Below are 23,654 nucleotides of genomic sequence, written 5' to 3' on the forward strand. Positions count from 1 at the left end.
GGGGACAGTCCCTCGGCGCTTTAGCGCAACGGGGGACTGTCCCCAATTTTCACACCCTTCATAAAGACAGACACGCCAATTTTTTTACAGATGGTTAAATAATGCATCAGTGCTAGTAGAATGGAGCCTGTATTCATTCCTATAATCACTCCGTTCATTCGCCAATCCGGCGAGGAACCAAGCCATAAGACGAGCCCAAAGGAGATGACAATTGACCAAACGATGTGTATAAAGGCATCCTTAATCAAATCAAGACCGATCATAAAGGCCTGCATTGGCATGATAAAAAAGTGAAATAAGAAATACGGCCACAGTAATTGCAAAAATACAGCTGATGTATCTGATTTAAAAAATAGCGATGTTAATTCAGGAGCAAAAAAATAAAAAATGGTTACAGCTACGACTCCATAGATAAATGTAAGCTTCATCACCTGTTGCAGCATTTTTTGTAAAGTAGGATAATCCTTTTGCGAATGGGTTTTTGAAACGGCTGGAATCAGGACAATCATTAAAGAATGGGCAATAAAGGCCGGAAAAAATCCGATTGATACAGCTACGCCCATTAACATTCCAAATTGTTCGGTTGCAACTACATTAGACATTCCTGAGTGTACCAATGCGGCCTTGATGATAAATGGTTGAATGGCACCAGTGAAAGCAGAAAACAAGCGAAGGCCTGTCGTAGGGACGGAAACGGCCATTAGATTCTTCCGTACCACTTTACGATTGATGTTGGAAAAAGGCTGGCGCTTCAATTGTTGGAATTGAATAATAAACAAGTAGACTAGGTAAAGAAAGACCACAATTTCACTGCCAATCAAAGTACCAATAGCAATTAACAGTGATTCCTGTGAATCAAACTCAAACAAACGGAAGAGGATAAACAATCCACCAAGTTGGATGATTTTTCTTATAAAGTTAGAGATGGCGATTCTCCCCATCTGCTGTTTACCCATAAAATATCCTCTGGCAACGCTAGTAAACGCAATAACAGGAATAAGAATCATCACCAGCCATCGAATATAAGGATGATAGGCATTAAAGACTGGAATATATGGAAGCACAGCCGCTGTTAACAAAAAAAGAATACTGGTAAATACAACTGTTATGGTAATCGCATGATGCAAAATATTCCGATGGTAGCGCTCTTCTCTTTCAGCAATAAACTTAGAAATGGATACCTGAAGTTCAAAACTTGATAGTAAAACGATTAAAAAGATGGAAGGCAGGATGGACATATAAAGCCCTAATCCGTGTGATCCCAGCTCTCGTGCAAGAATCATATTCACCAGCACTTCAATCCCTTCCCCTAAAAAGGCGGAAGCTGCTAAAAATAAGATTCCTCTATAGTAAATAGCCATACATCGACTCCCCTTTGACCCAATCTTACTTTTAATAACCTATGAGACAAGTTGTAAGATTAGTAGGGGAATTTTTTTTGAATGACGAAAAAAAGGGCGTATGAGCACCCTTTTAAACTTCTGCAGAAACCATCTGTTTTCCTTCTCTTTTTTTCATAAAAAACACGATAAACATAATGACTATAAGTAAAAGCACTTGAGATAGGGTGGTTTCCCAAGTTGGATAAAGTCCAATCCAATCCACAAATGGGAATCCTTCAACCGTACTGGTTGGAATCACATTAGATATTTGCAATGCATGAATACTGATCCCAAGAATTTTAAATGCCAAAAAGTATATTAAAATCGTGGCCGTTTTAAAGAAAAGTCGAATAGGAATCTTAACACTATACTTAATGATGACAAAGCCGACAATAATTAATATGACGATTGCTAACAAGACCCCACTTACAAGCTGAATTAAGCTAATATAAGGAGTAATTCCTGTATAGAAGATAATCGTCTCTGCGCCTTCACGAAAGACGGATAGAAAACTAATAAAGGAAAACGAGAGAAGACTACCCTTCGCTATTGCCTGGTGCATTTGTTGATTGATGTACTTGTTCCAATTTCCAATACTCGATTTGTTGTGGAGCCAAGCCCCCACTGTCAGCATCATCACAACTGCAACCACACCGGTTAATCCCTCAATATACTCCCTGCTTGATGCAGCAACAATTTGTGAAAAGACGATGTTGATGATAATCGCTAAAACCGCACTAGCTAAAATCCCCGCAATAACCCCAGACCAAATCCATTTCTGTTTTGAAGATTGACCCATCTTTTTCAAAAAGGCAATTAACGTAGCGACAACGAGTAACCCCTCTAAACCTTCACGTAAAAGAATCAGGGCCGCATCCCATAATGTGTAATTCGTTTTACTTAATAAAGGGGCAAGGCGATCACTGATTTCCTTAATAATGTCAGAAGCTTTTTGAGCCTTCACCTTTTCCGAATTTAACAGACTGATTGCCGTAGGGATCTTCGTCTCAATATCACTATACAACCCACTGTCTCTTGTCTGAACGTCGCCCTCTACCATTGGCCAAACAGTAAGGATTTCATTGAGTTGTTCACTGGCTGAGTTATAGTCCTTTTCAGCAATCCCCTTTTCAGCTTTTTCCAACAAAGCAGCTACATCTGAAAGCGAAGCGTCACTCTCGAGTTGTTTTGAAGCCTTTCCAGCTAAAAAGTTATCCACTTCTTTCGTTAACTGTTCAAGGTTTTTCTTTGCCTTTTCCAGGTCGGCAGGCTCTTGTGTAATCGCGATTCGTATGAGAGCCATATATTTTTCGATATTTCCGTATGCCGCAATACTCTCATCATGAACAAGTTTTTCCGAAGCCGTCCATTGGTTCAATATTTTTTGGTATTGACCTTGTAAACTAACGGTCTCTCCATTTTCAATAGAACTCTCCATTGTGCTAATGAGTGGGAGTAATTGTTTGACTTGTTCTTTTGCTTTTTCTTTATCCTGTGGATTTTGTTCTTGGTCATACAAAACAACGGCACTTGATAGAGAAGAAAGGCTTTTGGCAAGTGTCTCATTTTCTACATTGCCTTTGGCTAGTAAGCTTTGAACCTCTTTCAATTCTTGGTCCACCTTTTTAGCCTGCTTACTATCTACTTTCTTCAATCCATTCCAATCAGCTGCAAATTGTTCCATATTACTAGAAACAACCGCTAACTCCCCATCCTTTGCCTTCATTAAACTGTCTCCAATCAGCACAAACAGCTCATCATGGTTTTCTTCTGCTGATACAGGTTGGAAGGTTTGAAATAAGATGAAAAGTACCGTAAGTAATATTAAAGGCTTAACAGTAAATCTTTGCATAAGTCTCTCTCTCCCTTAAAAGGAAAAACACTAGTTAAATAGTGTTTCTCCAATGAAACTTCCCTTTTTGACCCCTGGCAAACAGGCAAAAATCGCACTGCCTCGGTGGGATGTATATTCGTTTAATTTATCCATTTTGGCTAGTCTATTTTGAATCGGGATAAATTGCTTACTTGGCCTGCGCTGAAAACCTAAAAACAGCAATCCTGCATCAAAGCTGCCTGTTTTCTTATCCATTCCATCAGAATACGAATAGGCTCTGCGAAGAATTTGCTGTGACCCATCTCCATGCGATAACCGTACATGTGAATCGGCTGGGATGGATTTCAGATCCACTTTATCGAATTCATCTTTTTTTCCAAATGGGGCGCCACTCACACGATGCCGTCCAAATGTATTTTCCTGTTCCTTTAAGTTGGTTCGATCCCAAACCTCGATAAACATCTGAATTCTTCTGACAACTAGGTAGCTTCCATCTACAAGCCAATTAGGGCCATCACCCGGCTGAACCCATAACTGCTCGTTCATGATTGTCTTATCATTTACATCAGGATTGATGGTACCATCTTTAAAACCAAATAAATTCCTCGGTGTTTCATTTTTAGCATCTGCCTGTTTCGTCCGTTGGAACCCCGTTTGTGCCCATCGTAACGTTGCTTTTCCTCTCGCAATGCGAATGAGGTTTCTTACCGCATGGAATGCTACCTGCAAATCATCAGCACAAGCTTGGATACACAAATCCCCGCCAGTCCATTCTTCTTCTAAGGCATCTAGCGGAAATTTTGGGAGATCGACTAATTCTTTCGGCTGCTTATGTTTCAACCCAAACCGGTCTTGATTTTCTTTTTGAAAAAGAGAAGGTCCGACGCCGAAGGTAATAGTTAAGTTTGATGCTGATAACCCAGCTGCCTCCCCCGTATCTTGTGGCGGCAGAAATTCATTCCCTGTGAGTTCGCCGATGGCCTTTCCTTCTGTCATCAAAGCCGCCGCTTTTGTCCAGTCCTTAAACATTTTAACTAACTCTTCTCTTTTCGTAGTGGTCACATCTAAGGAAACAAAATACACATGGTTTTGTGTTTTTGTAGTTATTCCACTTTGATGCTTTCCATAAAACGGAACAACGTCCTTATTTGTCCCCGTACTAGCTGCCTTGCTATCTTGGATGGAAAGGATTCCGCCAAGGCCAGATGCACCGAGAATCACTCCTACCCCGCCGATACCTGCTGTTTTAAGGATATCGCGTCTCGAGACCTTTTTTTCATTTAAATTCTCTATGCTGTTAGTAATATTCGTTGTCAATTAAGACGCCTCCGTTACCATTCCTATTTGAGAAAGCGGTTCTGCAAGCGCATCGATGGCTTGGCTCAGCTCTTTTACATGTGCTTCCGTTAAATCTGTGTAAAGTTTATAGCCTTCACCATTTTTATGCTGGTTCAATAAAGCATACACATCATCAAAGCGATCCTGAATTTCTTTAGATACCTCTTCATCTTTTTCCTTTAAGGCTGGTTGAAGAAGCTTGTAAATTTTTTCTGCACCCTCTACGTTAGCAGCAAAATCATAAAGATCCGTATGAGAGTAACGGTCTTCTTCTCCAGTTACTTTTGAAGTCGATACCTCATTTAATAGATCGACCGCCCCGGTAATTAACAGGTCAGGTGTCACCTCTACGGTATCTACCTTCGCACGTAATAGATTAACGTCTTTCATTAGTTGATCGGCGATTTGCTCATACCCTTTTGTTGTGTTGTCGATCCATAGACCTTTTTCAAGTTTATGGTAGCCGCCCCATTCCGCTTCCGGTACGTCCCCTTCACGTGCATCAATTTTAGGATCGAGATCACCGAATACCTCTGCAATTGGCTCTGCCCGTTCGTAGTGCATCCGCGCTGGTGCATAAAGTTGTTTCGCTTTCTCCACATCACCGTTTTTTATTGCAGTAGTAAAGGCTTCCGTTGCCTTAACAAATTCCTCAATTTCACCGATTGCGTACTCGCGGTACTCTTTTGATACACCTTCAAGAGCAACTGATGTTTGATTTTTTGTTTCTTTTACTTTTTCCGTTGTTGTTGTCTTCTCTGTATTTGAGCATCCGAATAGAAGACTGCTAGATAATAATAACGTTCCTGATATTTTTAGTAGTTTCATATGTAAAAATCCTCCCGGTAAATGATAATGATTTTCATTATTAATATAATAACAGTAATTGAGAAGAATTTTCAATTACTTTTTTTAATAAAATAAAAAAAACTATCCTGTTTTATGGATAGTTTCTCGGTTTTATTTGATTAAAGAATGCTTGAACGCATAAATCACTGCTTGGGTTCGGTCTTGTACATTTAATTTACTCAGAATATTACTAACATGAGTTTTAACGGTCTTTAGTGCGATGAACAGTTCATCTGCAATATCCTGGTTGGCTTTCCCCTCTGCCATAAGCAACAGGATTTCTAATTCTCGGCTGGTCAGATCTTCGTGTGGCAGATGAGTATGTTTTTGGCGCATCTTCACCATCATTTTCCCCGTCACTTCCGGCTCAAGTACGGATTGACCATGGTATGTAGCACGAACAGCATTGGCAATTTCGCCAGCCTTAGAGGTTTTCAGCATATAGCTAGTTGCTCCAGCTTCAAGTGCTGGGTACACCTTTTCATCATCTATGAAGCTTGTAACAATAATAACCTTTGCTTCCGGCCACTGTTCTATGATTTGCCTTGTTGCCTCAATCCCGTCCATTTCCTTCATAACCAAATCCATTAAAATGATATCAGGGCGTAGTTCGAGAGCAAGCTCGACCCCTTTTTTTCCATCATCCGCTTCACCTACCACTTCAATGTCAGGCTGCGCGGATAAATAGGAGGAAACCCCGATTCTCACCATTTCATGATCATCAACAAACAAAACTTTAATCATTCGCACCATCCCCATTTACCATCACCGGAATTTTCACTTCCAGCCTTGTCCCTTTATTTTTAACACTAATGACTTTTAGCGTACCGCCTACTTCAAGCGCCCGTTCATGCATATTTTGCATTCCGTAAGAACCAGCCTTCATTTCGTTTACCTCAAAGCCAATTCCATCATCTACAATCCTAAGAATAGCAAAATCATCTCGTTTGACCAGCAGAACCTCTAAACTACTCGCTTTCGAATGTCTCAAGGTGTTCGAGATTGATTCCTGCAGAATCCTGAAAAGATGGTCCTCTACACCTTTATCTAACGGAAAATCTTCTACTTTCCAATTAATATCCATTGTTACCTTTTGAGATAATTCGACTAACAGCTCTTCCATTCCTTCCTGCAGCGTTTTATTCTTTAAGGCAACGGGGCGCAAATGAAGAAGGAGCGCACGCATTTCAAGCTGGGATTGATGAATCATTTCTTCCACCAATTTCAACTGCTTTGCTTCGCGGTCATTTTCGGCCTCTTGTTTTGTTTCATTAATGGCGGACATCATCATTGATGCGGCAAAAAGTTGCTGACTGACCGAATCATGTAGTTCACGAGCAAGACGGTTCCGTTCCTGCTCAATAATTTCTTGAATTCTTGCTTCCTGATCTTCTACTTTTTCAGTAGCTAACCGTTGGGACAGCTTTACTTGCTCTGACATTTGTTTACCAATTTTGTCAATTCGCTCGGCAATGGTTTGCATTTCGGCAATCGCAGGCTTCCCCTCTACTTCCACTGCTCTTCCTTGCTCCAATTGATGAAGGGAATGATCAATAGCAAGAAACTGCTTTCGCCAAAATAAACCAGAAACCCCACCCAAGAGGATGCCTATCACAATGCTGAAAGCAGGAATAAAGATAACAAATGGAATATCCATGAAATGCCGTTTCCACAATTCAGACCAGCTGTTTAATGGAAACACAATGGTAAAAATTGCTGCAACAATAAGGGCCATGAGGAACGAGCAAGCGACACTCCAGACGATCTGGCGCTGAGTTGTACTCATATCCTGCTCACCTCTAAATTCCCAACAATAAGTGAGGTAAAGATTTTCACCTTTTGCTCTGACTCCTCATAACCAGGAGTTTTTAATTGAAAAACTTGATTAAATATCTTAGGTTCATGGTTTCCAAACACCGTTGTTGAACCCACCACACAGGAGTGGTTAATGCATACTTCGATTTCATATGGAACATGGATGTGAATATTACCGATCAAGTTTCGGATGAAAATTACTGTTTCCCCTTTTGGCAGCATCGTGTAACTGAGGTCAATAACGGTATCCCCTATTCCAGTCTGGATGTTAACATCCTTCCATTCATACACGCCAGTCGGTGTCTTCTGCTGACCTACTAACAAATTTTCAAACAGTGGTTCTACTTTTATGACGGTCTCTTCCTGCGTTGATGTTTCAGGTGTCTGAATATCCAGTGACATTTTCTTTGGATTCTTTTTAGATTGTAAGTATTGAATAAAAAAGTGAAGTAAGATGGCTAATAGTAAAAATCGAAAGGTCATCATATTAAAAACACTGATGACAAAAATGACAATTCCAGCTATTGTAAGGATTTTTCCCTTTTTTCTCCCAGCCTTCCTTCGACCTAAATAAATAAACACGCTGGCGATAAAAAGGGAGAATATAAGCCCTTTGTTGAAAAATAAAATCTCCAACAACAAAATGACCACACCGATGAACACCAGCCACCCTAAATAATCATTTTTTTTATGTTTAAACATCGGCTTACCCTCCCTTTTTACACCTATGTATGTAGTGCTTGCAAATTTTATTGGATAAAAGGCGTAGAAACCTACGCCTTCTTTAGAATACCATATTTGTTATTATATGGACTTGCTTTCTTCTAATTTCATTTCTTTTTCTAGTTGAGCAATTCTTGCATCAATGGTATTGCGGTAGTAAGAGCTGTTGACTTGATGCTCTAAACGATCGAGATAGTTTTCGATGTCTTTGAATTTTGAAAAAGCCGCATCGGAATACGTATTTGAATCAAGCACTTTGTTGATTCGGAGATTGGCGCGAGTGACGTTTTCACGTCCCATTAATTCCATTCTGCGAAGGTGCATATCTTTAAGCTTGTGCTTCATTTCTTCATATTTTCTTTCTAATTCCCCAAGCTGGCCTTTTACCTGTTCGAGTGACGCACTTAGACGGCTGGCCCGTTCTGCATATTGTTGATGTTCTGCAGAAGCAAATTGATATAGCTCCGTTTCTCCCGCTTTTGAAGCAACTTCCGCTTGGTGCTTTCTTTTTTCTGCTAATTCCATCGCTTGATGATACTCTCTTGTAAATTCATCCTTAAGTGTATTTTGGCGTTCTAACAGCTTTCTTACCTTTTCTGTTTCTTGCTCGGATTGGCGAAGGTATTGATTCAGTAAGGCAATAGGGTTGTGTTTTTCCTTATTGTCTAGAGCCTCATGTAAATCAGCAGTAATTGTGTTTTTGATTCTTGTGAATAAGTTTGTCATTGTAATTCTCTCCTTTAAATTTTAATAATTTTTTAGGTCGTTCCACTGTTTTTCAAAATTGGCGAATGGATCTGCTTCTTCTTTTTTCATGCTGTGCTTGTTCTGATTCCATTTTTTATAAACGAGGTACAGCACGTAGGCTGCGCCTACTCCAATGATGGCTGGTGCGTTGTGAAGTGAAGCCACTAGGACGATAAGCCCGATGATTCCCAGCCCAATTTTCCCTCCTGTGGATTCAGCCTTTAAAAATTGTTTGAATATGAAGTAGAGAAGCACCAAGCTAACAAGTAACCCCACCATTGGACCGATTGTTGAAAGTAAGATGATAGCTGCTATCCCTCCAGCTACCAGTAAACCGAATTTCTTCATTTTGTTTCACTCCTTTTCTTTTCTTGATTTCATCTTACCTTTTTTCTTTTGTTCTCATAATTGCGCCTGAGCTTGATTTTTATATCGGTCTCAAGACGTAGAAAGGGTCAGCCCCTTAAGCAAAATGCTTAAAAAACTGACCCTTTTTCGATATTTTAAGACTTATTTTGAGATAAACATTTGCACCCAATAATAACCGTAGGAGCCGCCTTTCGCGTAGCCCACGCCGATACGAGTGTTAGAGCTTAGAATATTGGCACGGTGTCCAGAACTGTTCATCCAAGACTGTACCACTGATGCAGGTGTGGTTTGACCGGCAGCAATATTTTCAGCAGCCGAACGATAGGAAATACCAAAGTTCTTCATCATATCAAATGGACTTCCATAGGTTGGGCTCGTATGGCTGAAATAGTTTTTATCGCGCATATCATTTGCCTTATAGCGAGCAACCCTTGATAGCTCCCAATCTGCCGTCATTGCCGGCTTTCCATTTTTGGCACGCTCTTGATTGGTTAATTGAATGACTTGATTTTCTATACTCTTAATCGCATCAAAGTTAGGGATGGTCACCTTCTGACCAGGATAGATTAGGTTAGGATTTTTAAACTGCGGGTTAGCCGCAATTAACTCTGAGATTCCAACCTGATACCTAACAGCGATTTTCCAAAGCGAGTCTCCTGGCTGAACAGTGTAATATTGCTGAGCAAATGAAACGCTAGGAATACAGAAAAGAGATAGTAAGAACAACAAACTAATCCAAAAAGATTTTTTCATTTTTTCGCCTCCTCCGAATATATATTTTTGATTTCAGGCTCAAAATATACAAGGAACTGAAAAAATATCTTTTTGCCTGTTACAAATTGATTGTTGGAGGATGGAGATTTGAGGGAAATTTCATGGATGACCTATATTATGTTAATTTTAGCGAGCTACCGTTTAACACATTTAATTGTCTTTGATAAGATTACCGAATTTATTCGCAGACCGTTTGTCAAAAAGGTGAAGGTAGAAACGCAGGATGGTACGGAAACAAAGGAAGTTCCCACTTCCATGTTTGGTTATCTATTGAAATGTTATTGGTGTGCGGGCGTTTGGAGTGCCATTTTACTTGGCGGCGCCTATTTGCTTTTTCCAAGAGTGGCCTTTGTCGTTATATTAATCTTTTCCATTGCCGGCGGTCAGTCTATTATCGAAACCTTTGTCGGTGTTAATATTAAAAAGGTTGATTACTATTCACACTTAAAGGAAAAGGATTAAATAAAAGCTTTAAAACAATGGTAAAATTAATCCCCCCTGAGCATATATTTTAGAAAAGTGGCTGGCTTAAAAGGAGTACATTTCCTGGAATGTAAGACAGCCTCAATAAAAGGGGGATTTTCAATGGCTATTTGGTGGGTCACAACCATCGGTTTAGTCCTTTGTCTTGGTTTTGTAGGTGGTACACTCTTTCATTTCCTACGAGGAGCGCTCGACTCAGAAGATTCTACCCGAATCGATAAAATTAACTCCGATGAGGAGCCCCTTTAATCTTAAGTATTTCTGTTTAATTTATTGAAATCATCCTTTCTTTTGAACTCTGAGTAACTCAGAGTTCTTTTTACGTTCTAGAAAAATAAATTTCGCGTTTACTACATGATTTTTTTAGTTTAGGAAAAATTATACATGTGATTATTACGAGCTGGAGGAATACATATGAGTTCATCTGAAAATATACCAAAGTTTCCGAAAACCTTTTGGCGGGAAATAGATTTTCCCTCTTATCCTAAATTAACTGAAGACCTCTCTGTAGATGTAGCGATTGTCGGTGCCGGAATTACCGGTGTTACCGCAGCCTATTTATTATCCAAAGAAGGAGTAAAGGTCGCCCTTATAGAGGCAGGGAGTGTCTTAAATGGAACAACAGGCCACACCACAGCTAAATTAACAGCACAGCATGGGCTGATTTATGATGAATTGATCAATCATTTCGGAAAAGAAAAGGCAAGACTTTATTTTGAATCACAGATGGATGCCATTCAATTTGTCGAAAGTACGGTAAAAGAAAAAGGAATTGATTGTGATTTTAGTAAGGAAGATGCCTATATTTATGCCGTGACAGACGAGTATTCAGAAAAGCTGAAAACTGAATGGGAAGCTTATAAAAGTCTTGGTATTGATGGTGCTCTGAAAGACTCTATTCCCTTTAATATTCAAACAACAGCAGCTCTAATGATGAGCAATCAAGCCCAGTATCACCCACTCAAATTCCTAAAAGCTTTGCTAGAAGAAGCGGTAAAGGCAGGCTGCGTGGTATACGAGAACACAACGGCTGAGGATATCGAGGACGATTATTCTGAACCTAAGGTGGTAATGAAGGAGGGGCAAAGAGTAAGCTGTAAACAAGTTATCATCGCCTCTCATTTTCCTTTTTATGATAAGCCTGGGCTTTATTTTGCTAGGATGTATGCGGACCGTTCTTATGCCATTGGCCTGAAGACGGACAAAGAGTATCCAGGTGGGATGTATATCAGTGCAGACAGTCCAACCCGTTCGATTCGGTATACACCTTATAATGGGGAAAAATTATTAATCATCGGTGGAGAAAACCACAAAACAGGGCAGGGCGTCGATACATTAAAGCATTATGAAGCACTTGAAGCATTCGCTGAAGAGGTATTTGGGATTAAGGAGTATGAATATCGTTGGTCTGCTCAGGATTTAGTGACGCTTGACAAGCTGCCATATATCGGGGAAATCACATCCGGACGTGAACATATATTAGTAGCTACCGGTTATAAAAAGTGGGGTATGACGACGGGAATTCTTGCCGGTCATTTATTAACTGATTATGTCATGCAACGAGGCAATCCTTACCAAGAGCTGTACTCCCCTTCCCGCTTTCAGGCGGATCCAGATTTATCGAGTGCCCTCACGACGAATGCTGATGTTGCCAAACATCTTTTGAAGGGTAAGCTTGAAATTGTTGAGAAGGTTACGGATGATCTTCAAGATGGTGAAGGCGCGGTTGTTATGTATAAAGGAAAAAGATCAGGTGCCTATAAGGATAAGAACGGTAAGCTTTATATTGTGGATACCACTTGTACTCATTTAGGGTGTGAATGTGAATGGAATCATGCTGAAAAATCATGGGATTGCCCATGCCATGGTTCACGTTTCTCGTATGCGGGCGATGTAATTGAAGGCCCAGCACGAAAACCACTGGATCTGATTGAAAAAGGATGATTTTTTTGCAATACAGAGTGGAGTGTGTTGCTATTAGTTTGGATGAAAGACATTTTCCATCTGCCTGTGCTTGGTTTTGTCTTTCATCCCCTTGATGAAGGACATTTTCCACGTGTCCGTGCTTGGTTTTGTCCTTCATGATCCTGATGAAGGACATTTTCCACGTGTCCTTGCTTCGTTTTGTCCTTCATGAGCTTGATGAAGGACATTTTCCAGGTGCCCGCGCTTCGTTTTGTCCTTCATCCCTACCCCCTAAGCCCTTAAGGGTGTAAAACAAAAAAAAGCACACGTGATTTAACGAACGATGAAATCACGTGTGCAAGATTAAATCCTTTTTATTTACTATTCGGACGGTTATGTTTGATCGCTTCGCCGGTTGTAAACTCAACTAGCTCCTCGCTCATGACCATTGGCTTTTTGCGATTGTTATTACGTTGTGCATTCTGATTTCCCAGTTTCTGTCTACCCACACTTACCAGCTCCTTTTCGAGAAATAAGAAATACAATGATAGTATGGGTGAAAACAAATCAGCTTATTCTTATTTAAGGACAGGGGCTTTTCTACATTTTGTCATTTGTTCATAAGCATAGGCTACTTCAATTAACAGTGGCTCACTATACGCCGTTCCTGCAAACGTAATACCTACAGGTTCCCCTGCAGCTGTAAATCCAGCAGGAACAGCAATCGATGGGTATCCCGCTTTTGCACTAATATGTGACCCTTTTTCACTAGGGAAGATAATGACATCCAGCTCATATTTTTCTAAAGCAAAATCAATCCCTTGCTTCGTCGAATGATAAAGATCAAACTCCAATGCATCGAAATAAGCAGCCTCTGTCAGCGTTCCACTCGTGCTTTCTGATTCAAGCAATACCTCTTGCCCATATTTAAGCATTTTTTCCTCATCCTTCTTATTAAACTCAATCAGATTGGCTAGCGATCGAATACCAACAGAAGGGTGCAGCTGATTCAAATAGGCATTTAAATCAGGCTTAAATTCATAGGTTAACACATCATACTTCCACTCCGCTTTTGCAGAAGGAATCTCAATATTATCAACAATGTCTGCTCCTGATGTTTTCAACGCTTCTAAAGCTGAAGCCACAACCGCTTGCTTCTCTTTACTTAAAAGCTCCATGAATCCATCGAGTGCAATACCGATTCTCTTACCTATAAGTCCTTCTTTTAAAAGAAACTCCGTAAAGTCAAAGTGATTAAACGGATTTGTTTTCGTAATAGGATCCTGTTCATCCTTTCCACACAAGGCATTTAGCAGAATGGCTGCATCTTGCACCGTCCTAGCCATCGGTCCAGCTGTGTCCTGTGTATGCGCAATCGGAATGATCCCTCTTCTGCTAATTAATCCCACTGTTGGCTTGATTCCTACAAGAGAGTTTTGACAGGATGGGTTCAAGATTGAACCAGAGGTCTCCGTACCCACTGCGGCGGCTGCAAAATTGGCCGCTATTGCAGCTCCTGAACCAGCACTAGAGCCTCCGACATCAAAGGTTCCTGGTCCATATGGATTGAGCACCTGACCGCCTCTAGAACTATAGCCGCTTGTCATTCCATTTGCCATGAAATTAGCCCACTCTGTCATATTGGTTTTTCCAAGAATGACTGCTCCTGCTTTTCGTAACTGCTCTGCGACGAAAGAATCCTTTAAAGCAATCGAATCCTTTAAGGCTAGAGATCCAGCACTTGTATGCATTTTGTCGTGAGTATCAATATTATCTTTAATTAAAATTGGGATTCCATGCAATTGGCTGCGTGTGCCTTTTTCCCTTCTCTCCGCATCTAATGCTTCTGCAATATGCAAAGCATCCGGATTAATTTCAAGGATAGAATGCAGCTTTTGATCATAAAGCGAAACTCTATGTAAGTACATGAGAACCAGTTCTTTTGATGTAAGCTCACCGCTATCCAATTTCTCTTGGATTTCACTGATAGTTACTTCCTCAAGCCACTCATCATGCATTTGTTTTAATTTAACATTTTCCATTGTCTTCCCTCCAATTCTTTTACAATTCAAGATAAATGGTCTAAATCCTTTTTTCGAGGCAAAAAAAGCAGTGGAATCCTCCACCGCTTTTTTGGGGACAGTCCCCCGGCGCTTTAGCGCAGTGGGGGACTGTCCCCATTTTTTGTTTATCTTTTTTGTTTTTGAATTCGTTGATTTTCTTCAGAAATTTGCCCTTGATAAAATACTCTCTTTTGAAGCGGAACATTTAGCTCACGACAATAGCGCTTTAGTTCTCTTTCTTCTCGTTCTGTAACAAGAGAAATGACCGTTCCATTTGCACCCATTCTTCCTGTTCTACCTGCTCTATGGACATACTGAGCAATGTCCTTTGGTGAATCAATCTGAACCACATGGGTTACTCCTTGAATATCAAGTCCTCTTGCTGCTACATCCGTCGCAATAAGCATCTTCATTTTACCATCACGGAACGATTTTAAAGCCGCCTGACGCTCCAGCTTTTTCATGTCACTATGAAGAATTCCGATGGAAAGCTCTTTAAAAAGTAATTTTTCTTTAAACACTTGAATCTCGCCAATATCATTAATAAACGCTAAGGATTTACTGTTTTCCAAGCGGACAATTTTTTCAAGAAGCTTGATTTTATCTCGTGGTTCACATGAAAAATAAATATGTTCTACTTCTCCAGAGGAAGCCATTTCATCCTTTTCAATGCGTAGAACCTCTTGATCCTTTGTAAGCTCCTTTGCCAATTTTTCTGTTACTGCTTTCATTGTCGCAGAGAATAGAACCACTTGACGGTCATTCATCGTTGATTTAACAATGTTTTGGACTGTGTTTAAATGCTCTGGAATGAGCAGCTGATCGCCTTCGTCAAGGACAACCAATTTCACTTCGTGCATTTTCACCTTTTTTTGTTTAATTAATTCAAACAGACGGCCAGGTGTAGCAAAAATGACTTGGGGACGCTTTTTTAATTTTTCAAGCTGGCGTTTCACGTTTGCCCCGCCAATAATGGATGTGCCTCTGACTCCGCTTCCCTCTGACCATTTTTGAAATTCCTGATATACCTGCATGACTAGTTCTTGTGAAGAGGCTAATACAACAGCTTGTAGACCTTGAACATTGGTATCGATTTTATGTAACAGTGGAAGTAAATAAGCAAGTGTTTTACCTGTTCCTGTTGGTGATTCAGCGATTAAATCTTTGCCTTCCAAAATCAGTGGGATTGCCGATTCTTGAATCGAAGTCGGAGTTTGAAACCCTGATTTTTCCCATGCTTCCTGTAAAAAAGGCTTTAACGTATTTAACATATTGTACTCCTTTATAAAAAATCATTTTTCTTATTATTAGTATTTGTATATCTTATTGATACTATCGTAATTACCGTGGAGTGTCTAGATTCAAAGATATAGATTAAAATGAAGTATTAATATAGAGGATCATCCATGCAGCATGAACCACTAGGACGGAAAAATATAAAATACAGGTAGATATCAAGAGAGTCTTCGTCCATCCCTTTAATGGCCGTAAATAGAACAAACCCAGCAATAGCAGTGGAAGAGATATTTTAATCAAATAGAAATAAGACCAGCTTTTATGAATAACCACCTTCATCACTGGATTTCCTTCCGTCACAAATCCAGAAACAATCCCAAAATGAGTTAAAACAGCATCTAGCAACCCAGCGACCAGCAGGAATATACAAAATCTCATTGGCTCCCCCTTTAAATCAAAATTAGATTAGTAACCAGTTTATCTACTTATACTTATGCTGATACAATCTTAATCAAATGTTCTTATTAACGAACAACCAAACGAAATAATAGGGCTGCTTCCTATAGCAACCCCCATCTCGTGAATAAAAATCAATTGACATATCGTCCACTTTCAGGCCTGCCGATCTCACTAAAATGTTCAACCAAGTAATCAAGATTTTCTTTCAATTCTTCTCCACCCATTGGCAAACCGTGTCCGGTTACTGCAACCTGAGGCTTTAGCGCTTCAAGCTTTTTTACCGATTCATATGCAGCATCCCAATCGGTCGTATAGTATTTGGGTGGTCCACTAATTTCTTTTGTCTGTGTCATTACCTTGTAAAGTGACTCCTGTTTGACCGTAACAAATGCATCACCGGCAATTAGCATCCCATCTTGTTCACGAAATAGTGAAACATGGCCAGGTGTATGGCCAGGTGTATGTATCCATTGCCAATTAGGCATAAATGGCACAGAGCCATCCGATGGAAGTGCGTTTACGAGCGAACTGATATTAATCCCATGATTAGGGAACATAGGTGATAACTTAGCCACCAAACCACTGTCCACACTTGGATCGCCCGGAGGATAATCCTTCTGTCCAGTTAAATACGGAAGTTCCTCTTCGTGCGCATAAACAGGGACATTCCAGTCTTCTAATAAAGCAGCAATAGAACCAACATGATCAAAATGGCCATGTGTTAAGATGATCGCTTTGGGAATCGCATGCTCGCCAAATCTTTCTTGGACCATTTCCTTTATTTCTTCTGCTGACTTAGGCATGCCAGCATCAACGAGTACAAACTCATTTGTCTCATTTGGGTTTCCCACCAGGATTAAATTGACAATTTGGTCCGTATAACTAAAAACATCTGGGAGAACAGCTATACCAACGCCATTGCCAATGGATGACATCGGAAGAAACGTTTTCTCAAATTTGCTATCTTTTTCGATTTCCAAATGTATTCCTCCCTTTTTGCCTAGTATTAATCTGAGAGGAAAAATTATTACAGTATCTATTTTTTTAAATGTCATTCCCTTTCAATTATATATTATAACGTACATTTATGTTCTTAATAAAATTTAATTTTTATAAAAAAAAGAAACTGCTTTCAAGTAACAGTTCCTTTAATCAAATGAACGTAATGTTAATTTATGAATGGTCTGGTTGATTTCATCTATCTGAATATGATTTTTATTAAATTTTATTTGGACTTTTCCGGTTCCTGACAGGATCTTCACTTGTTCCACACCAGTGATTTTTTCGATTCTCCTTTTTATTTTTCCCATACACCCTGTACACGCAACATCATTTAAAGCTAATTCAATCATGCTCATTTTTTAAGCCCCTCTCATCTGTGAAATTTGTTCCATAAACGACTGACCAAACTTAATACATTGTAGTTTTTCTGAGTCGTTTGGAGCTAAATCAATTTTCAATCCGTCCTGTACGACGTCTGCGCCGAGCTCCTTTAGCTTTGCAATTAACAAATCAACAGCCCCTCCTCGTTGTTCATAAGAGGAGTCACAGGAGCCAAATGCAGCGGCTTTTTTCCCTGCTATGTTTATTTGATCCATTTCATCGTAGAAATCGAGAAATTCGTCTGGTAACTCCCCATCCCCCCAAGTATATGCACCTAAAAGGATGCCGTCGTAGTTGTGAAGATCTGTCACATCTGCCTCTAAAATATCCTTTATTTCTACTGACCCTCCGGCCTTTCGAATGCCCTCCGCAATCAATTCCGCTAATTCTTCTGTATTCCCTGTCATACTGGCATAAACCATTAAACAAGCTTGCATGACCTACTCACCTCTTGTTTTTCTTTCATTATATTGATAATAATTCTCAATAACATTGACCTAAATCAAGAAACAGCCGTTTTGAAAAAATTGGGTGAAGTTCCTAGTAAAATTGATTGATACAAATCACTACACCTTCTCTAAAAAGGAGCTATGATGAACCTATAGAATGAAAACGGTCATATAGGAGTTGAAGGAAGGATGGGCTGTGAACATTGCTGCACACATGATGCTTCGTGTCTTACAACTGTTCCTGTTTTTAAGGGATTGAAGGAAGGGGATCTCTTACTATTACAAAAAGTCACCAAGAGCCGTCAGTTTGTAAAAGGAGAGTTTATCTTTCATGAAGGGGAGAGTTCAGAGACGCTATTTGTCATAAATGAAGGGTTAATTAAACTAACGAAAATGTCTGCTGAAGGAAAAGAGCAAATTGTCAGGTTGTTATTTCCTGGAGATTTCTTTGGTTTATCTTCCTTACTCCGAAAAGATAGACATAATGTAAATGCTGAAGCGGTAGGAAACACGGTTATATGCTCAATTAAGAAGAAGGATTTTTTAAAGACAATGGAGACGAACGCTGACTTAACCTATCGATTTTTATTAGCTTTAAGTGAACGTTTGTATCAAGCAGATGAGTCGGTTGGATTATTAAGTTTGATGGAAGTAGAGCAACGGCTCGCAAGGGTTCTTATTCTTTTTCATGAAAAAATGAATGCAGGTCATGATGCCTTTACCCTGCCCATTTCAAAAAAGGACCTAGCCAGCTATATAGGAACAACTCCAGAATCTGTTAGCAGAAAGCTTTTAGCGTTCGTGTCAAAAAAATGGATAAACATGAATGGACGCAGACAAATACAGCTTCTAGAGTTGGACCAATTAAAAATGATTGCTGGAATGGACTAAAGTTCAGATAATTTAACCGCCATGAGCCGGAAATGCATAGGTTCAAGTTCATTAACGATCACATTCATTCCTAACGATTGAATGCTCCCAATTAACGGCTCGCCTCGATGTGGCAAATGAATTTCAAAGATCGTACCAATAGGTGCGGATTTAATAAAATTTAATATTTCTCGTCGTGGGTGCTCTCCCTTTGCAATTCTTTCCCGAACATCCATGACTGCTTTTTTATCTACGATTTGAAACATACTTTTCCGCTCCCCTTTTATTAAAAGTTAGGTTCAGTTTATCACCATTTTTTTTGGAAAAAATTGATTTAAATCAAGTAAAATTGGCCTTAATTTCGACAGGTTTGTGAACTTTACTTGCAAATCGATATAAGAAGATGAAAATGGTGATAGAATGACAACAGTTAAATAATATAACGGAGTTGAAAATGATGTTTAATAAGATATCTTTAATAACTGCTCTGTTGTTTTTTCTATTAGGAACGAATGTGTTTGCCCATTCTCATTTAGAGGATTCCTCTCCTAAAGATGGCGCGGTGCTTACTGAATCATTGAAAGAAATTACGCTTACGTTTGAAACAAATTTGGAACCAACAAGTACATTTACATTGGCGGATGCAAACCGTGCAACTATTGCTCTACCAGTTGAAATTAAAGGCGACCAGTTAGTGGGTGTTTTGCCTGAGGATCTTGCAAACGGATCTTATTCTATACACTGGAAGATTATTGGGACAGATGGACATCCACTTGAAGGAGACCTTTCTTTTACTGTACAATTGCCTGAGACAAGTAGCTCAACAACCCAAGTTAGTAGTGCGGATTCATCAACTGAAAAAGATGAGCAAACATCAACTGAAGAGGCTAAACTTACAGATACCGCATCCACATCCAAGTCGACTGATGGGAAAGAACAGGCTGCTTCTGTACCTACAACAGCTAGTCCTTCTAAGCCATCTTTCAAGGAATATGTCATCCCGTTTTCTGTTGCCTTCATTATTATTGTTGGCTTAGGGAGCTATTGGTTAATTTTTAGAAGGAAGCATGCCTAAATGTTTATTTTGAATGTACTAAGCGAAGCTTTGCTTTATTTATGTTTTTCCTTATTGCTCGGAAGTTTTATTATCAATCTTGTACCCGAAAACTACCGTCCTGAGATAAAGGTCTCAAAAGCGGTTATCCTGGGGGCAGTTCTAGGAATTGCCCTTTTTTCCTTTGTGCCTGTTTTACGAATTATTCTTTATTTATCTGAGGGCGGTTTGGGAATAGGTAGCACACTGCAATCAGTGTTAACTAACTTTGAATCAGGTAAATCCTGGATTAAAACAGGAATCCTTTCGATCATATTGTTTATATTTCTTCTCCCGATTAAGGTGGAGCGGAAACCTTACTTATCTATTACTGGTTTAATCCTGACACTTGCATTGATTGGAACCATCGGCTTGTCCAGTCACGCCAGTTCACTATCTAAATGGCCTGGTTTTTTTACTCACACTGCTCACTTCTTAGCTGTTAGCACATGGATTAGCGTTTTGATGATGGTCAGCTGGTTCTCCAAAAATCATGACAATTGGCTGAAGTTTTTAACCTGGTTTACTCCGCTGGCGGCGATTTGTTTTCTTATTACAATCATAACTGGGATTTCCTTAATGACCTTTGTGATGGATGTAAAGGACTATGCTAACACATGGCCATTATCATACGGACAAGCCCTATTGGTAAAGCATTTAACGATCGTACCGTTACTCGTGTTTGCTTTTATAAACAGTGTACTGGTTCGGAAAAAGCTGGCCAGTGAACCAACCTTTAACCCACTATCATGGGCCAAGCTTGAGAGTGTAATTGTGTTACTCCTTTTTGCTGTTACTGGGGCACTAGGACAGCAATCACCACCGCATGATATATTCATTACACTCAAAACAGAGGGTGTCTCGTCGCTTTTTAGCTTTTTTCATTCGAGTGAGGTTGTTTTTCCGTTACACGTAACACTTGGTCTCGGATCCGTAAGCTTGTTACTAGTAGCCATCTTTTTTCTCATATTAACGATCATTATTTTTGTAAAAAGATCTCAAAAGAGTCTAACCATTTTGATGAGCGTCTTATTTATTTTCACGGCCTATGTAGCATTGATGTTAAGCATAAAATGAAAAAGAAGAAGCGCGAGTCAGCTTCTTCTTTTTCATTTTCAGTTTTTACGAAGGATTGCACGGACTGGACTTCCATCTCCTTCTACTAATGGCAATGGCAAAGCGATAAGTTCATAATCTCCAGGTTCGATCTCATCGAGGAGGAGTGATTCCAGGATGTGAATTCCGTGTTTATTTAAGCTATGATGGGCAAGCAGCTCTTTGCTGTCGATTGGATCGACTGACGGGACATCCAAACCGATAAGCCTAATCCCTTTCCCCGCCAAAAATGCAGCCAAATCCGGCTCAATATGGGGAATCTTCTCCGGGAATAGATTGGAATTCTTCCAGGCAAGAGTTTTAAATATGATTCTCGTGACTCCATCAAGATTGATGCCTTTTACATCCGCTGCTCCAATACTATCTTTCCCTTCCATATCAACCACTCTTGCAGGCCCTATGTATAAATTAAGATCCAATTCTATGATTCTTTTTCCATTGTTATCAAAATGAAACGGGGCATCGACATGTGTACCTGTATGGGTACTTAATTCAAGTCTGCCTACATTAACGGAACCGCTTTCCTCCATTGGCCACGAGACTTCATATTGAAAGGGAGTATCCCCAGGCCAAACCGGCATCCCATTTTCCAACTTCCTAGAAATATCGTAAATCCTCATGAAATTCACTCCTTCTATTATCATCTGGTAGTTATTCACATTATTTCATATTCCCCTTATCTTTTTCTATTGTTATTTTGAAATTTTCAGTAACCAAAAAGGCAGGAATATCCTCCTGCCTCCCATTAATGAAATGACCTCCAAAAGCTTCCATTCTGATTAATGTTGTCCTTTAATTCCTCAAAAGGAATCGTAAATGTTGGGAATCCCGCAGCAAAAGCAGCAATTTCATAAGGCTTAAAGTAAATATTCAATCCTGCCTCATTAATAAAAAAGGGCTGGTCTTCCTTTATTCCATGATAATCATCAGGTGTGATGTAAGAATATTGATCATCGGTTTTGATTTTGTTCCCAATGTAGTCACTAATAATTTTTACGAACGAGCTCCCTTTTTTGAACAAATCTTTTAACTGATACATGGTGCCGGTTTTAAGATTGATATGAGCATATTTAGAAATGGGCATACCATGAGCCGCACAAGATACATAATCATACCCGGTAATTTCAATTACTAGTAAATCTTTTTGATAAAAAGGAAGCTCAAAATCACCATCATAGTTGGATTCCAGCTGTGTATGGGAAGGTACTGGCTTTACACCAGCAAGCTTTGCTAAGGATGCATTCACGGCTGCCTCATTTGGAATACCTCGTAGTTGTGGATAGTAAACTAAATAATCTTTATTGGGTCGATATTTTTGTTCTAAAATGAAGTACTGCTTGGTTAGGGGAATCATAGTGTTTTGCTTCCATACTAAATCACCGTTAAGGCTAAAATATTGTAATCGCATATCGACTACACTCTTAATCATTGTTTTCTCAATTTGCAATGTGCCACTCCCGTTAACCAATGGCAGGTGCTTCGCTCGCCTTCCACTTTTATCAATAAAGAAAGTATGTTGGTCATCAGATACAGAAGCCAACCCTTCTTCAAAGGTTGTAATTTCATTAAAAATAAAACCGGTTAAAATATGACCTGCAGAATCCCCCAACGCATAAATAGACTTGATACAGGGCTGTTCCGGCTGCCTTTCCTTACCAACGGCAAACCGATTTTCCCCTAGATTGATCAGATTATTGTAGTTTGGTTTTATGACAAAATGCCCTTTTTGATCAATTAATCCGTAGCGTGCTTGGTTATTGTCAGACACAGCAACGATGGCGCGCCCTCCTATAAATGGTTCTGCATCAGTGAAACGAGGCTCTATGACGATCCTACCTTCTTCATCGATAAATCCAAATTTCCCATCTTCCGTTTTCTTGAATGCTAGTAACCCTTGGCCATAATGACCGACGAATGCATATGGAAAGGATTTCAGCACATTTCCAGTTAAATCGATTAACTGAAAGGTCCCTTCCTTCGTTTTTACAATTGCTTTTCCATCCTTAAATTCACTTGTAGAAACATAGATTAAGGGAATGACTTCCTTACCTCTTTTGTTCAAATAACCATATTCATACTGGCCATGTTCATCCTCTATCGCTGCTGCGACGCGCCCTTCCTTATAATCTGGGATAATAACGGAATAGGCTTTTTCGGTGATTTCCTTGCCGCTCTCATCAATGACCTTAGTCCCTTGACGGTCATTAACAATGGCTCGGCCTTCTGAAAACGGCTGAATCGTATCATATTTTGGTTTTACGATAAAATATCTCTTTGGATCAATCACACCTGATTGATCCCCCGATCTAACGATAGCGAGCCCATTCTCTTGAAAGTCTCTAGCCTCATCATAAACGGCAGAAAGGACAAATTTTCCTTTTGCATCAATATAGCCCCATTTTGTTCCGCCTACTTGTTTGATCGGTGCAGGAAACAGATAAATTGCTCTTTCCTCAGTAGGAATAGAGAACGCTCGGATTGCTCTATTCACTATTTCATTCGATAGCGGATAATAAAACCAATAATGTTCCCCATAGTTTTTCAGCACAAACAAATACAGTTGATGATGGTAACGGTACATTCCAAACACTTCAATTATTCCATCACCATCCAAATCATCATATCGAAGGACCTCTTGTAATTCTGCACCCGCGGGAAGGCAGGAATGAATCCAATTCACTAGTTGACGCTTACGCTCATACATAACAACACACCCAGTTTACTTTTCTATATGTATATGAAAAAAGTAAACTGGGTGTTTATCTA

General features: G+C 39.7%; 26 protein-coding genes. 6 read left to right on the plus strand and 20 right to left on the minus strand.

The window, feature by feature from the left end; translation table 11 throughout:
- Positions 1 to 20: 20 nt before the first annotated feature.
- The 10 genes from QFZ87_RS22840 to safA all read right to left on the minus strand — a co-directional run bounded on the left by QFZ87_RS22840 (position 21) and on the right by safA (position 9,810).
- Positions 21 to 1,361, minus strand: coding sequence for a polysaccharide biosynthesis protein (locus tag QFZ87_RS22840; RefSeq protein WP_309866645.1), 1,341 nt, complete (start codon positions 1,359 to 1,361; stop codon positions 21 to 23).
- 112 nt (positions 1,362 to 1,473) lie between these two features.
- Positions 1,474 to 3,234, minus strand: coding sequence for an FTR1 family iron permease (locus tag QFZ87_RS22845; RefSeq protein ID WP_309866648.1), 1,761 nt, complete (start codon positions 3,232 to 3,234; stop codon positions 1,474 to 1,476).
- A gap of 30 nt (positions 3,235 to 3,264) precedes the next feature.
- Positions 3,265 to 4,533, minus strand: a complete 1,269-nt coding sequence (gene efeB / locus QFZ87_RS22850; RefSeq protein WP_309866651.1) for an iron uptake transporter deferrochelatase/peroxidase subunit — start codon at positions 4,531 to 4,533, stop codon at positions 3,265 to 3,267.
- Positions 4,534 to 5,382: an iron uptake system protein EfeO gene (gene efeO / locus QFZ87_RS22855; protein WP_309866654.1), complete on the minus strand. Its 849-nt coding sequence runs from the start codon at positions 5,380 to 5,382 to the stop codon at positions 4,534 to 4,536. It abuts the gene before it with no gap.
- Between the two features lie 132 nt (positions 5,383 to 5,514).
- Complete coding sequence (locus QFZ87_RS22860) at positions 5,515 to 6,147, minus strand: response regulator transcription factor (RefSeq protein WP_309866657.1); 633 nt, start codon at positions 6,145 to 6,147, stop codon at positions 5,515 to 5,517.
- Positions 6,140 to 7,189 (minus strand): sensor histidine kinase, encoded by a 1,050-nt coding sequence (locus QFZ87_RS22865; protein ID WP_309866660.1) that lies wholly within the window; start codon positions 7,187 to 7,189, stop codon positions 6,140 to 6,142. Before QFZ87_RS22865 ends, QFZ87_RS22860 begins: the two co-directional genes overlap by 8 nt.
- On the minus strand, positions 7,186 to 7,920 hold the full coding sequence (liaF, locus tag QFZ87_RS22870; RefSeq protein WP_309866663.1) for a cell wall-active antibiotics response protein LiaF: 735 nt from the start codon (positions 7,918 to 7,920) through the stop codon (positions 7,186 to 7,188). Before liaF ends, QFZ87_RS22865 begins: the two co-directional genes overlap by 4 nt.
- 102 nt (positions 7,921 to 8,022) lie before the next feature.
- Positions 8,023 to 8,667, minus strand: a complete 645-nt coding sequence (locus tag QFZ87_RS22875; protein WP_309866665.1) for a PspA/IM30 family protein — start codon at positions 8,665 to 8,667, stop codon at positions 8,023 to 8,025.
- A 21-nt stretch (positions 8,668 to 8,688) separates the two neighbouring features.
- Complete coding sequence (locus tag QFZ87_RS22880) at positions 8,689 to 9,036, minus strand: lmo0954 family membrane protein (protein WP_309866666.1); 348 nt, start codon at positions 9,034 to 9,036, stop codon at positions 8,689 to 8,691.
- 162 nt (positions 9,037 to 9,198) lie between these two features.
- Positions 9,199 to 9,810, minus strand: a complete 612-nt coding sequence (gene safA, locus QFZ87_RS22885; RefSeq protein ID WP_308080902.1) for a SafA/ExsA family spore coat assembly protein — start codon at positions 9,808 to 9,810, stop codon at positions 9,199 to 9,201.
- A 108-nt stretch (positions 9,811 to 9,918) separates the two neighbouring features.
- On the opposite strand from safA, the gene QFZ87_RS22890 reads away from it, so the two are divergent.
- The 3 genes from QFZ87_RS22890 (at position 9,919) to QFZ87_RS22900 (ending at position 12,258) form a co-directional block, all read left to right on the plus strand.
- Positions 9,919 to 10,293, plus strand: coding sequence for a DUF1360 domain-containing protein (locus tag QFZ87_RS22890; protein WP_309866671.1), 375 nt, complete (start codon positions 9,919 to 9,921; stop codon positions 10,291 to 10,293).
- A gap of 123 nt (positions 10,294 to 10,416) precedes the next feature.
- Positions 10,417 to 10,563 (plus strand): hypothetical protein, encoded by a 147-nt coding sequence (locus tag QFZ87_RS22895; protein ID WP_309866673.1) that lies wholly within the window; start codon positions 10,417 to 10,419, stop codon positions 10,561 to 10,563.
- A gap of 165 nt (positions 10,564 to 10,728) precedes the next feature.
- Positions 10,729 to 12,258 carry an FAD-dependent oxidoreductase gene (locus QFZ87_RS22900; protein WP_309866675.1) on the plus strand — a complete coding sequence of 510 codons (1,530 nt, stop codon included), beginning with the start codon at positions 10,729 to 10,731 and terminating at the stop codon, positions 12,256 to 12,258.
- A gap of 335 nt (positions 12,259 to 12,593) precedes the next feature.
- On the opposite strand, the gene QFZ87_RS22905 is transcribed toward QFZ87_RS22900, so the two are convergent.
- The 7 genes from QFZ87_RS22905 to QFZ87_RS22935 all read right to left on the minus strand — a co-directional run bounded on the left by QFZ87_RS22905 (position 12,594) and on the right by QFZ87_RS22935 (position 17,797).
- Complete coding sequence (locus QFZ87_RS22905; RefSeq protein WP_307289961.1) at positions 12,594 to 12,728, minus strand: hypothetical protein; 135 nt, start codon at positions 12,726 to 12,728, stop codon at positions 12,594 to 12,596.
- Positions 12,729 to 12,797: 69 nt separating this feature from the next.
- Positions 12,798 to 14,261 (minus strand): amidase family protein, encoded by a 1,464-nt coding sequence (locus QFZ87_RS22910; protein WP_309866679.1) that lies wholly within the window; start codon positions 14,259 to 14,261, stop codon positions 12,798 to 12,800.
- A gap of 146 nt (positions 14,262 to 14,407) precedes the next feature.
- Positions 14,408 to 15,553 carry a DEAD/DEAH box helicase gene (locus QFZ87_RS22915; RefSeq protein ID WP_309866683.1) on the minus strand — a complete coding sequence of 382 codons (1,146 nt, stop codon included), beginning with the start codon at positions 15,551 to 15,553 and terminating at the stop codon, positions 14,408 to 14,410.
- A 103-nt stretch (positions 15,554 to 15,656) separates the two neighbouring features.
- Positions 15,657 to 15,956, minus strand: a complete 300-nt coding sequence (locus tag QFZ87_RS22920; RefSeq protein ID WP_309866686.1) for a DUF5658 family protein — start codon at positions 15,954 to 15,956, stop codon at positions 15,657 to 15,659.
- A gap of 152 nt (positions 15,957 to 16,108) precedes the next feature.
- Complete coding sequence (locus QFZ87_RS22925; RefSeq protein ID WP_309868057.1) at positions 16,109 to 16,912, minus strand: MBL fold metallo-hydrolase; 804 nt, start codon at positions 16,910 to 16,912, stop codon at positions 16,109 to 16,111.
- A 213-nt stretch (positions 16,913 to 17,125) separates the two neighbouring features.
- On the minus strand, positions 17,126 to 17,335 hold the full coding sequence (locus QFZ87_RS22930) for a heavy-metal-associated domain-containing protein (RefSeq protein ID WP_309866689.1): 210 nt from the start codon (positions 17,333 to 17,335) through the stop codon (positions 17,126 to 17,128).
- Between the two features lie 3 nt (positions 17,336 to 17,338).
- Entirely contained in the window at positions 17,339 to 17,797 is a 459-nt protein-coding gene (locus QFZ87_RS22935) for a flavodoxin (protein WP_309866691.1), read from the minus strand.
- A 201-nt stretch (positions 17,798 to 17,998) separates the two neighbouring features.
- Between QFZ87_RS22935 and QFZ87_RS22940 the strand changes: the two genes are divergently transcribed.
- Entirely contained in the window at positions 17,999 to 18,700 is a 702-nt protein-coding gene (locus QFZ87_RS22940) for a Crp/Fnr family transcriptional regulator (RefSeq protein ID WP_309866693.1), read from the plus strand.
- Here the strand turns inward: QFZ87_RS22940 and QFZ87_RS22945 are convergent.
- Positions 18,697 to 18,945: an amino acid decarboxylase gene (locus QFZ87_RS22945; protein ID WP_309866695.1), complete on the minus strand. Its 249-nt coding sequence runs from the start codon at positions 18,943 to 18,945 to the stop codon at positions 18,697 to 18,699. The genes QFZ87_RS22940 and QFZ87_RS22945 overlap by 4 nt on opposite strands.
- A gap of 188 nt (positions 18,946 to 19,133) precedes the next feature.
- Between QFZ87_RS22945 and QFZ87_RS22950 the strand changes: the two genes are divergently transcribed.
- Together QFZ87_RS22950 and QFZ87_RS22955 are read left to right on the plus strand one after the other, a co-directional pair.
- The gene (locus QFZ87_RS22950) at positions 19,134 to 19,754 is read left to right on the plus strand and encodes a copper resistance CopC family protein (RefSeq protein ID WP_309866697.1); all 621 of its coding nucleotides are present in this window, start codon (positions 19,134 to 19,136) and stop codon (positions 19,752 to 19,754) included.
- Positions 19,755 to 20,849: a copper resistance D family protein gene (locus tag QFZ87_RS22955; protein WP_309866700.1), complete on the plus strand. Its 1,095-nt coding sequence runs from the start codon at positions 19,755 to 19,757 to the stop codon at positions 20,847 to 20,849.
- A 38-nt stretch (positions 20,850 to 20,887) separates the two neighbouring features.
- On the opposite strand, the gene kynB is transcribed toward QFZ87_RS22955, so the two are convergent.
- Both kynB and QFZ87_RS22965 read right to left on the minus strand, forming a co-directional pair.
- Positions 20,888 to 21,508 (minus strand): arylformamidase, encoded by a 621-nt coding sequence (gene kynB / locus QFZ87_RS22960; RefSeq protein WP_309866702.1) that lies wholly within the window; start codon positions 21,506 to 21,508, stop codon positions 20,888 to 20,890.
- Positions 21,509 to 21,633: 125 nt separating this feature from the next.
- Positions 21,634 to 23,592 carry a WG repeat-containing protein gene (locus QFZ87_RS22965; protein WP_309866705.1) on the minus strand — a complete coding sequence of 653 codons (1,959 nt, stop codon included), beginning with the start codon at positions 23,590 to 23,592 and terminating at the stop codon, positions 21,634 to 21,636.
- Between the last annotated feature and the right edge of the window lie 62 nt (positions 23,593 to 23,654).

The organism is Bacillus sp. SLBN-46 (assembly GCF_031453555.1).
Lineage (GTDB): Bacteria > Bacillota > Bacilli > Bacillales > Cytobacillaceae > Neobacillus.

What these genes read in the sequence shown, in the direction of transcription:
- QFZ87_RS22840 (WP_309866645.1), bottom strand. Translation starts at nt 1,361, where the DNA reads ATGGCTATTTACTATAGAGGAATCTTATTTTTAGCAGCTTCCGCCTTT.
- QFZ87_RS22845 (WP_309866648.1), bottom strand. Translation starts at nt 3,234, where the DNA reads ATGCAAAGATTTACTGTTAAGCCTTTAATATTACTTACGGTACTTTTC.
- efeO (WP_309866654.1), bottom strand. Translation starts at nt 5,382, where the DNA reads ATGAAACTACTAAAAATATCAGGAACGTTATTATTATCTAGCAGTCTT.
- QFZ87_RS22860 (WP_309866657.1), bottom strand. Translation starts at nt 6,147, where the DNA reads ATGATTAAAGTTTTGTTTGTTGATGATCATGAAATGGTGAGAATCGGG.
- QFZ87_RS22865 (WP_309866660.1), bottom strand. Translation starts at nt 7,189, where the DNA reads ATGAGTACAACTCAGCGCCAGATCGTCTGGAGTGTCGCTTGCTCGTTC.
- liaF (WP_309866663.1), bottom strand. Translation starts at nt 7,920, where the DNA reads ATGTTTAAACATAAAAAAAATGATTATTTAGGGTGGCTGGTGTTCATC.
- QFZ87_RS22875 (WP_309866665.1), bottom strand. Translation starts at nt 8,667, where the DNA reads ATGACAAACTTATTCACAAGAATCAAAAACACAATTACTGCTGATTTA.
- QFZ87_RS22880 (WP_309866666.1), bottom strand. Translation starts at nt 9,036, where the DNA reads ATGAAGAAATTCGGTTTACTGGTAGCTGGAGGGATAGCAGCTATCATC.
- safA (WP_308080902.1), bottom strand. Translation starts at nt 9,810, where the DNA reads ATGAAAAAATCTTTTTGGATTAGTTTGTTGTTCTTACTATCTCTTTTC.
- QFZ87_RS22895 (WP_309866673.1), top strand. Translation starts at nt 10,417, where the DNA reads ATGGCTATTTGGTGGGTCACAACCATCGGTTTAGTCCTTTGTCTTGGT.
- QFZ87_RS22900 (WP_309866675.1), top strand. Translation starts at nt 10,729, where the DNA reads ATGAGTTCATCTGAAAATATACCAAAGTTTCCGAAAACCTTTTGGCGG.
- QFZ87_RS22910 (WP_309866679.1), bottom strand. Translation starts at nt 14,261, where the DNA reads ATGGAAAATGTTAAATTAAAACAAATGCATGATGAGTGGCTTGAGGAA.
- QFZ87_RS22915 (WP_309866683.1), bottom strand. Translation starts at nt 15,553, where the DNA reads ATGTTAAATACGTTAAAGCCTTTTTTACAGGAAGCATGGGAAAAATCA.
- QFZ87_RS22920 (WP_309866686.1), bottom strand. Translation starts at nt 15,956, where the DNA reads ATGAGATTTTGTATATTCCTGCTGGTCGCTGGGTTGCTAGATGCTGTT.
- QFZ87_RS22925 (WP_309868057.1), bottom strand. Translation starts at nt 16,912, where the DNA reads ATGTCATCCATTGGCAATGGCGTTGGTATAGCTGTTCTCCCAGATGTT.
- QFZ87_RS22930 (WP_309866689.1), bottom strand. Translation starts at nt 17,335, where the DNA reads ATGAGCATGATTGAATTAGCTTTAAATGATGTTGCGTGTACAGGGTGT.
- QFZ87_RS22935 (WP_309866691.1), bottom strand. Translation starts at nt 17,797, where the DNA reads ATGCAAGCTTGTTTAATGGTTTATGCCAGTATGACAGGGAATACAGAA.
- QFZ87_RS22940 (WP_309866693.1), top strand. Translation starts at nt 17,999, where the DNA reads ATGGGCTGTGAACATTGCTGCACACATGATGCTTCGTGTCTTACAACT.
- QFZ87_RS22945 (WP_309866695.1), bottom strand. Translation starts at nt 18,945, where the DNA reads ATGTTTCAAATCGTAGATAAAAAAGCAGTCATGGATGTTCGGGAAAGA.
- QFZ87_RS22950 (WP_309866697.1), top strand. Translation starts at nt 19,134, where the DNA reads ATGATGTTTAATAAGATATCTTTAATAACTGCTCTGTTGTTTTTTCTA.
- QFZ87_RS22955 (WP_309866700.1), top strand. Translation starts at nt 19,755, where the DNA reads ATGTTTATTTTGAATGTACTAAGCGAAGCTTTGCTTTATTTATGTTTT.
- kynB (WP_309866702.1), bottom strand. Translation starts at nt 21,508, where the DNA reads ATGAGGATTTACGATATTTCTAGGAAGTTGGAAAATGGGATGCCGGTT.
- QFZ87_RS22965 (WP_309866705.1), bottom strand. Translation starts at nt 23,592, where the DNA reads ATGTATGAGCGTAAGCGTCAACTAGTGAATTGGATTCATTCCTGCCTT.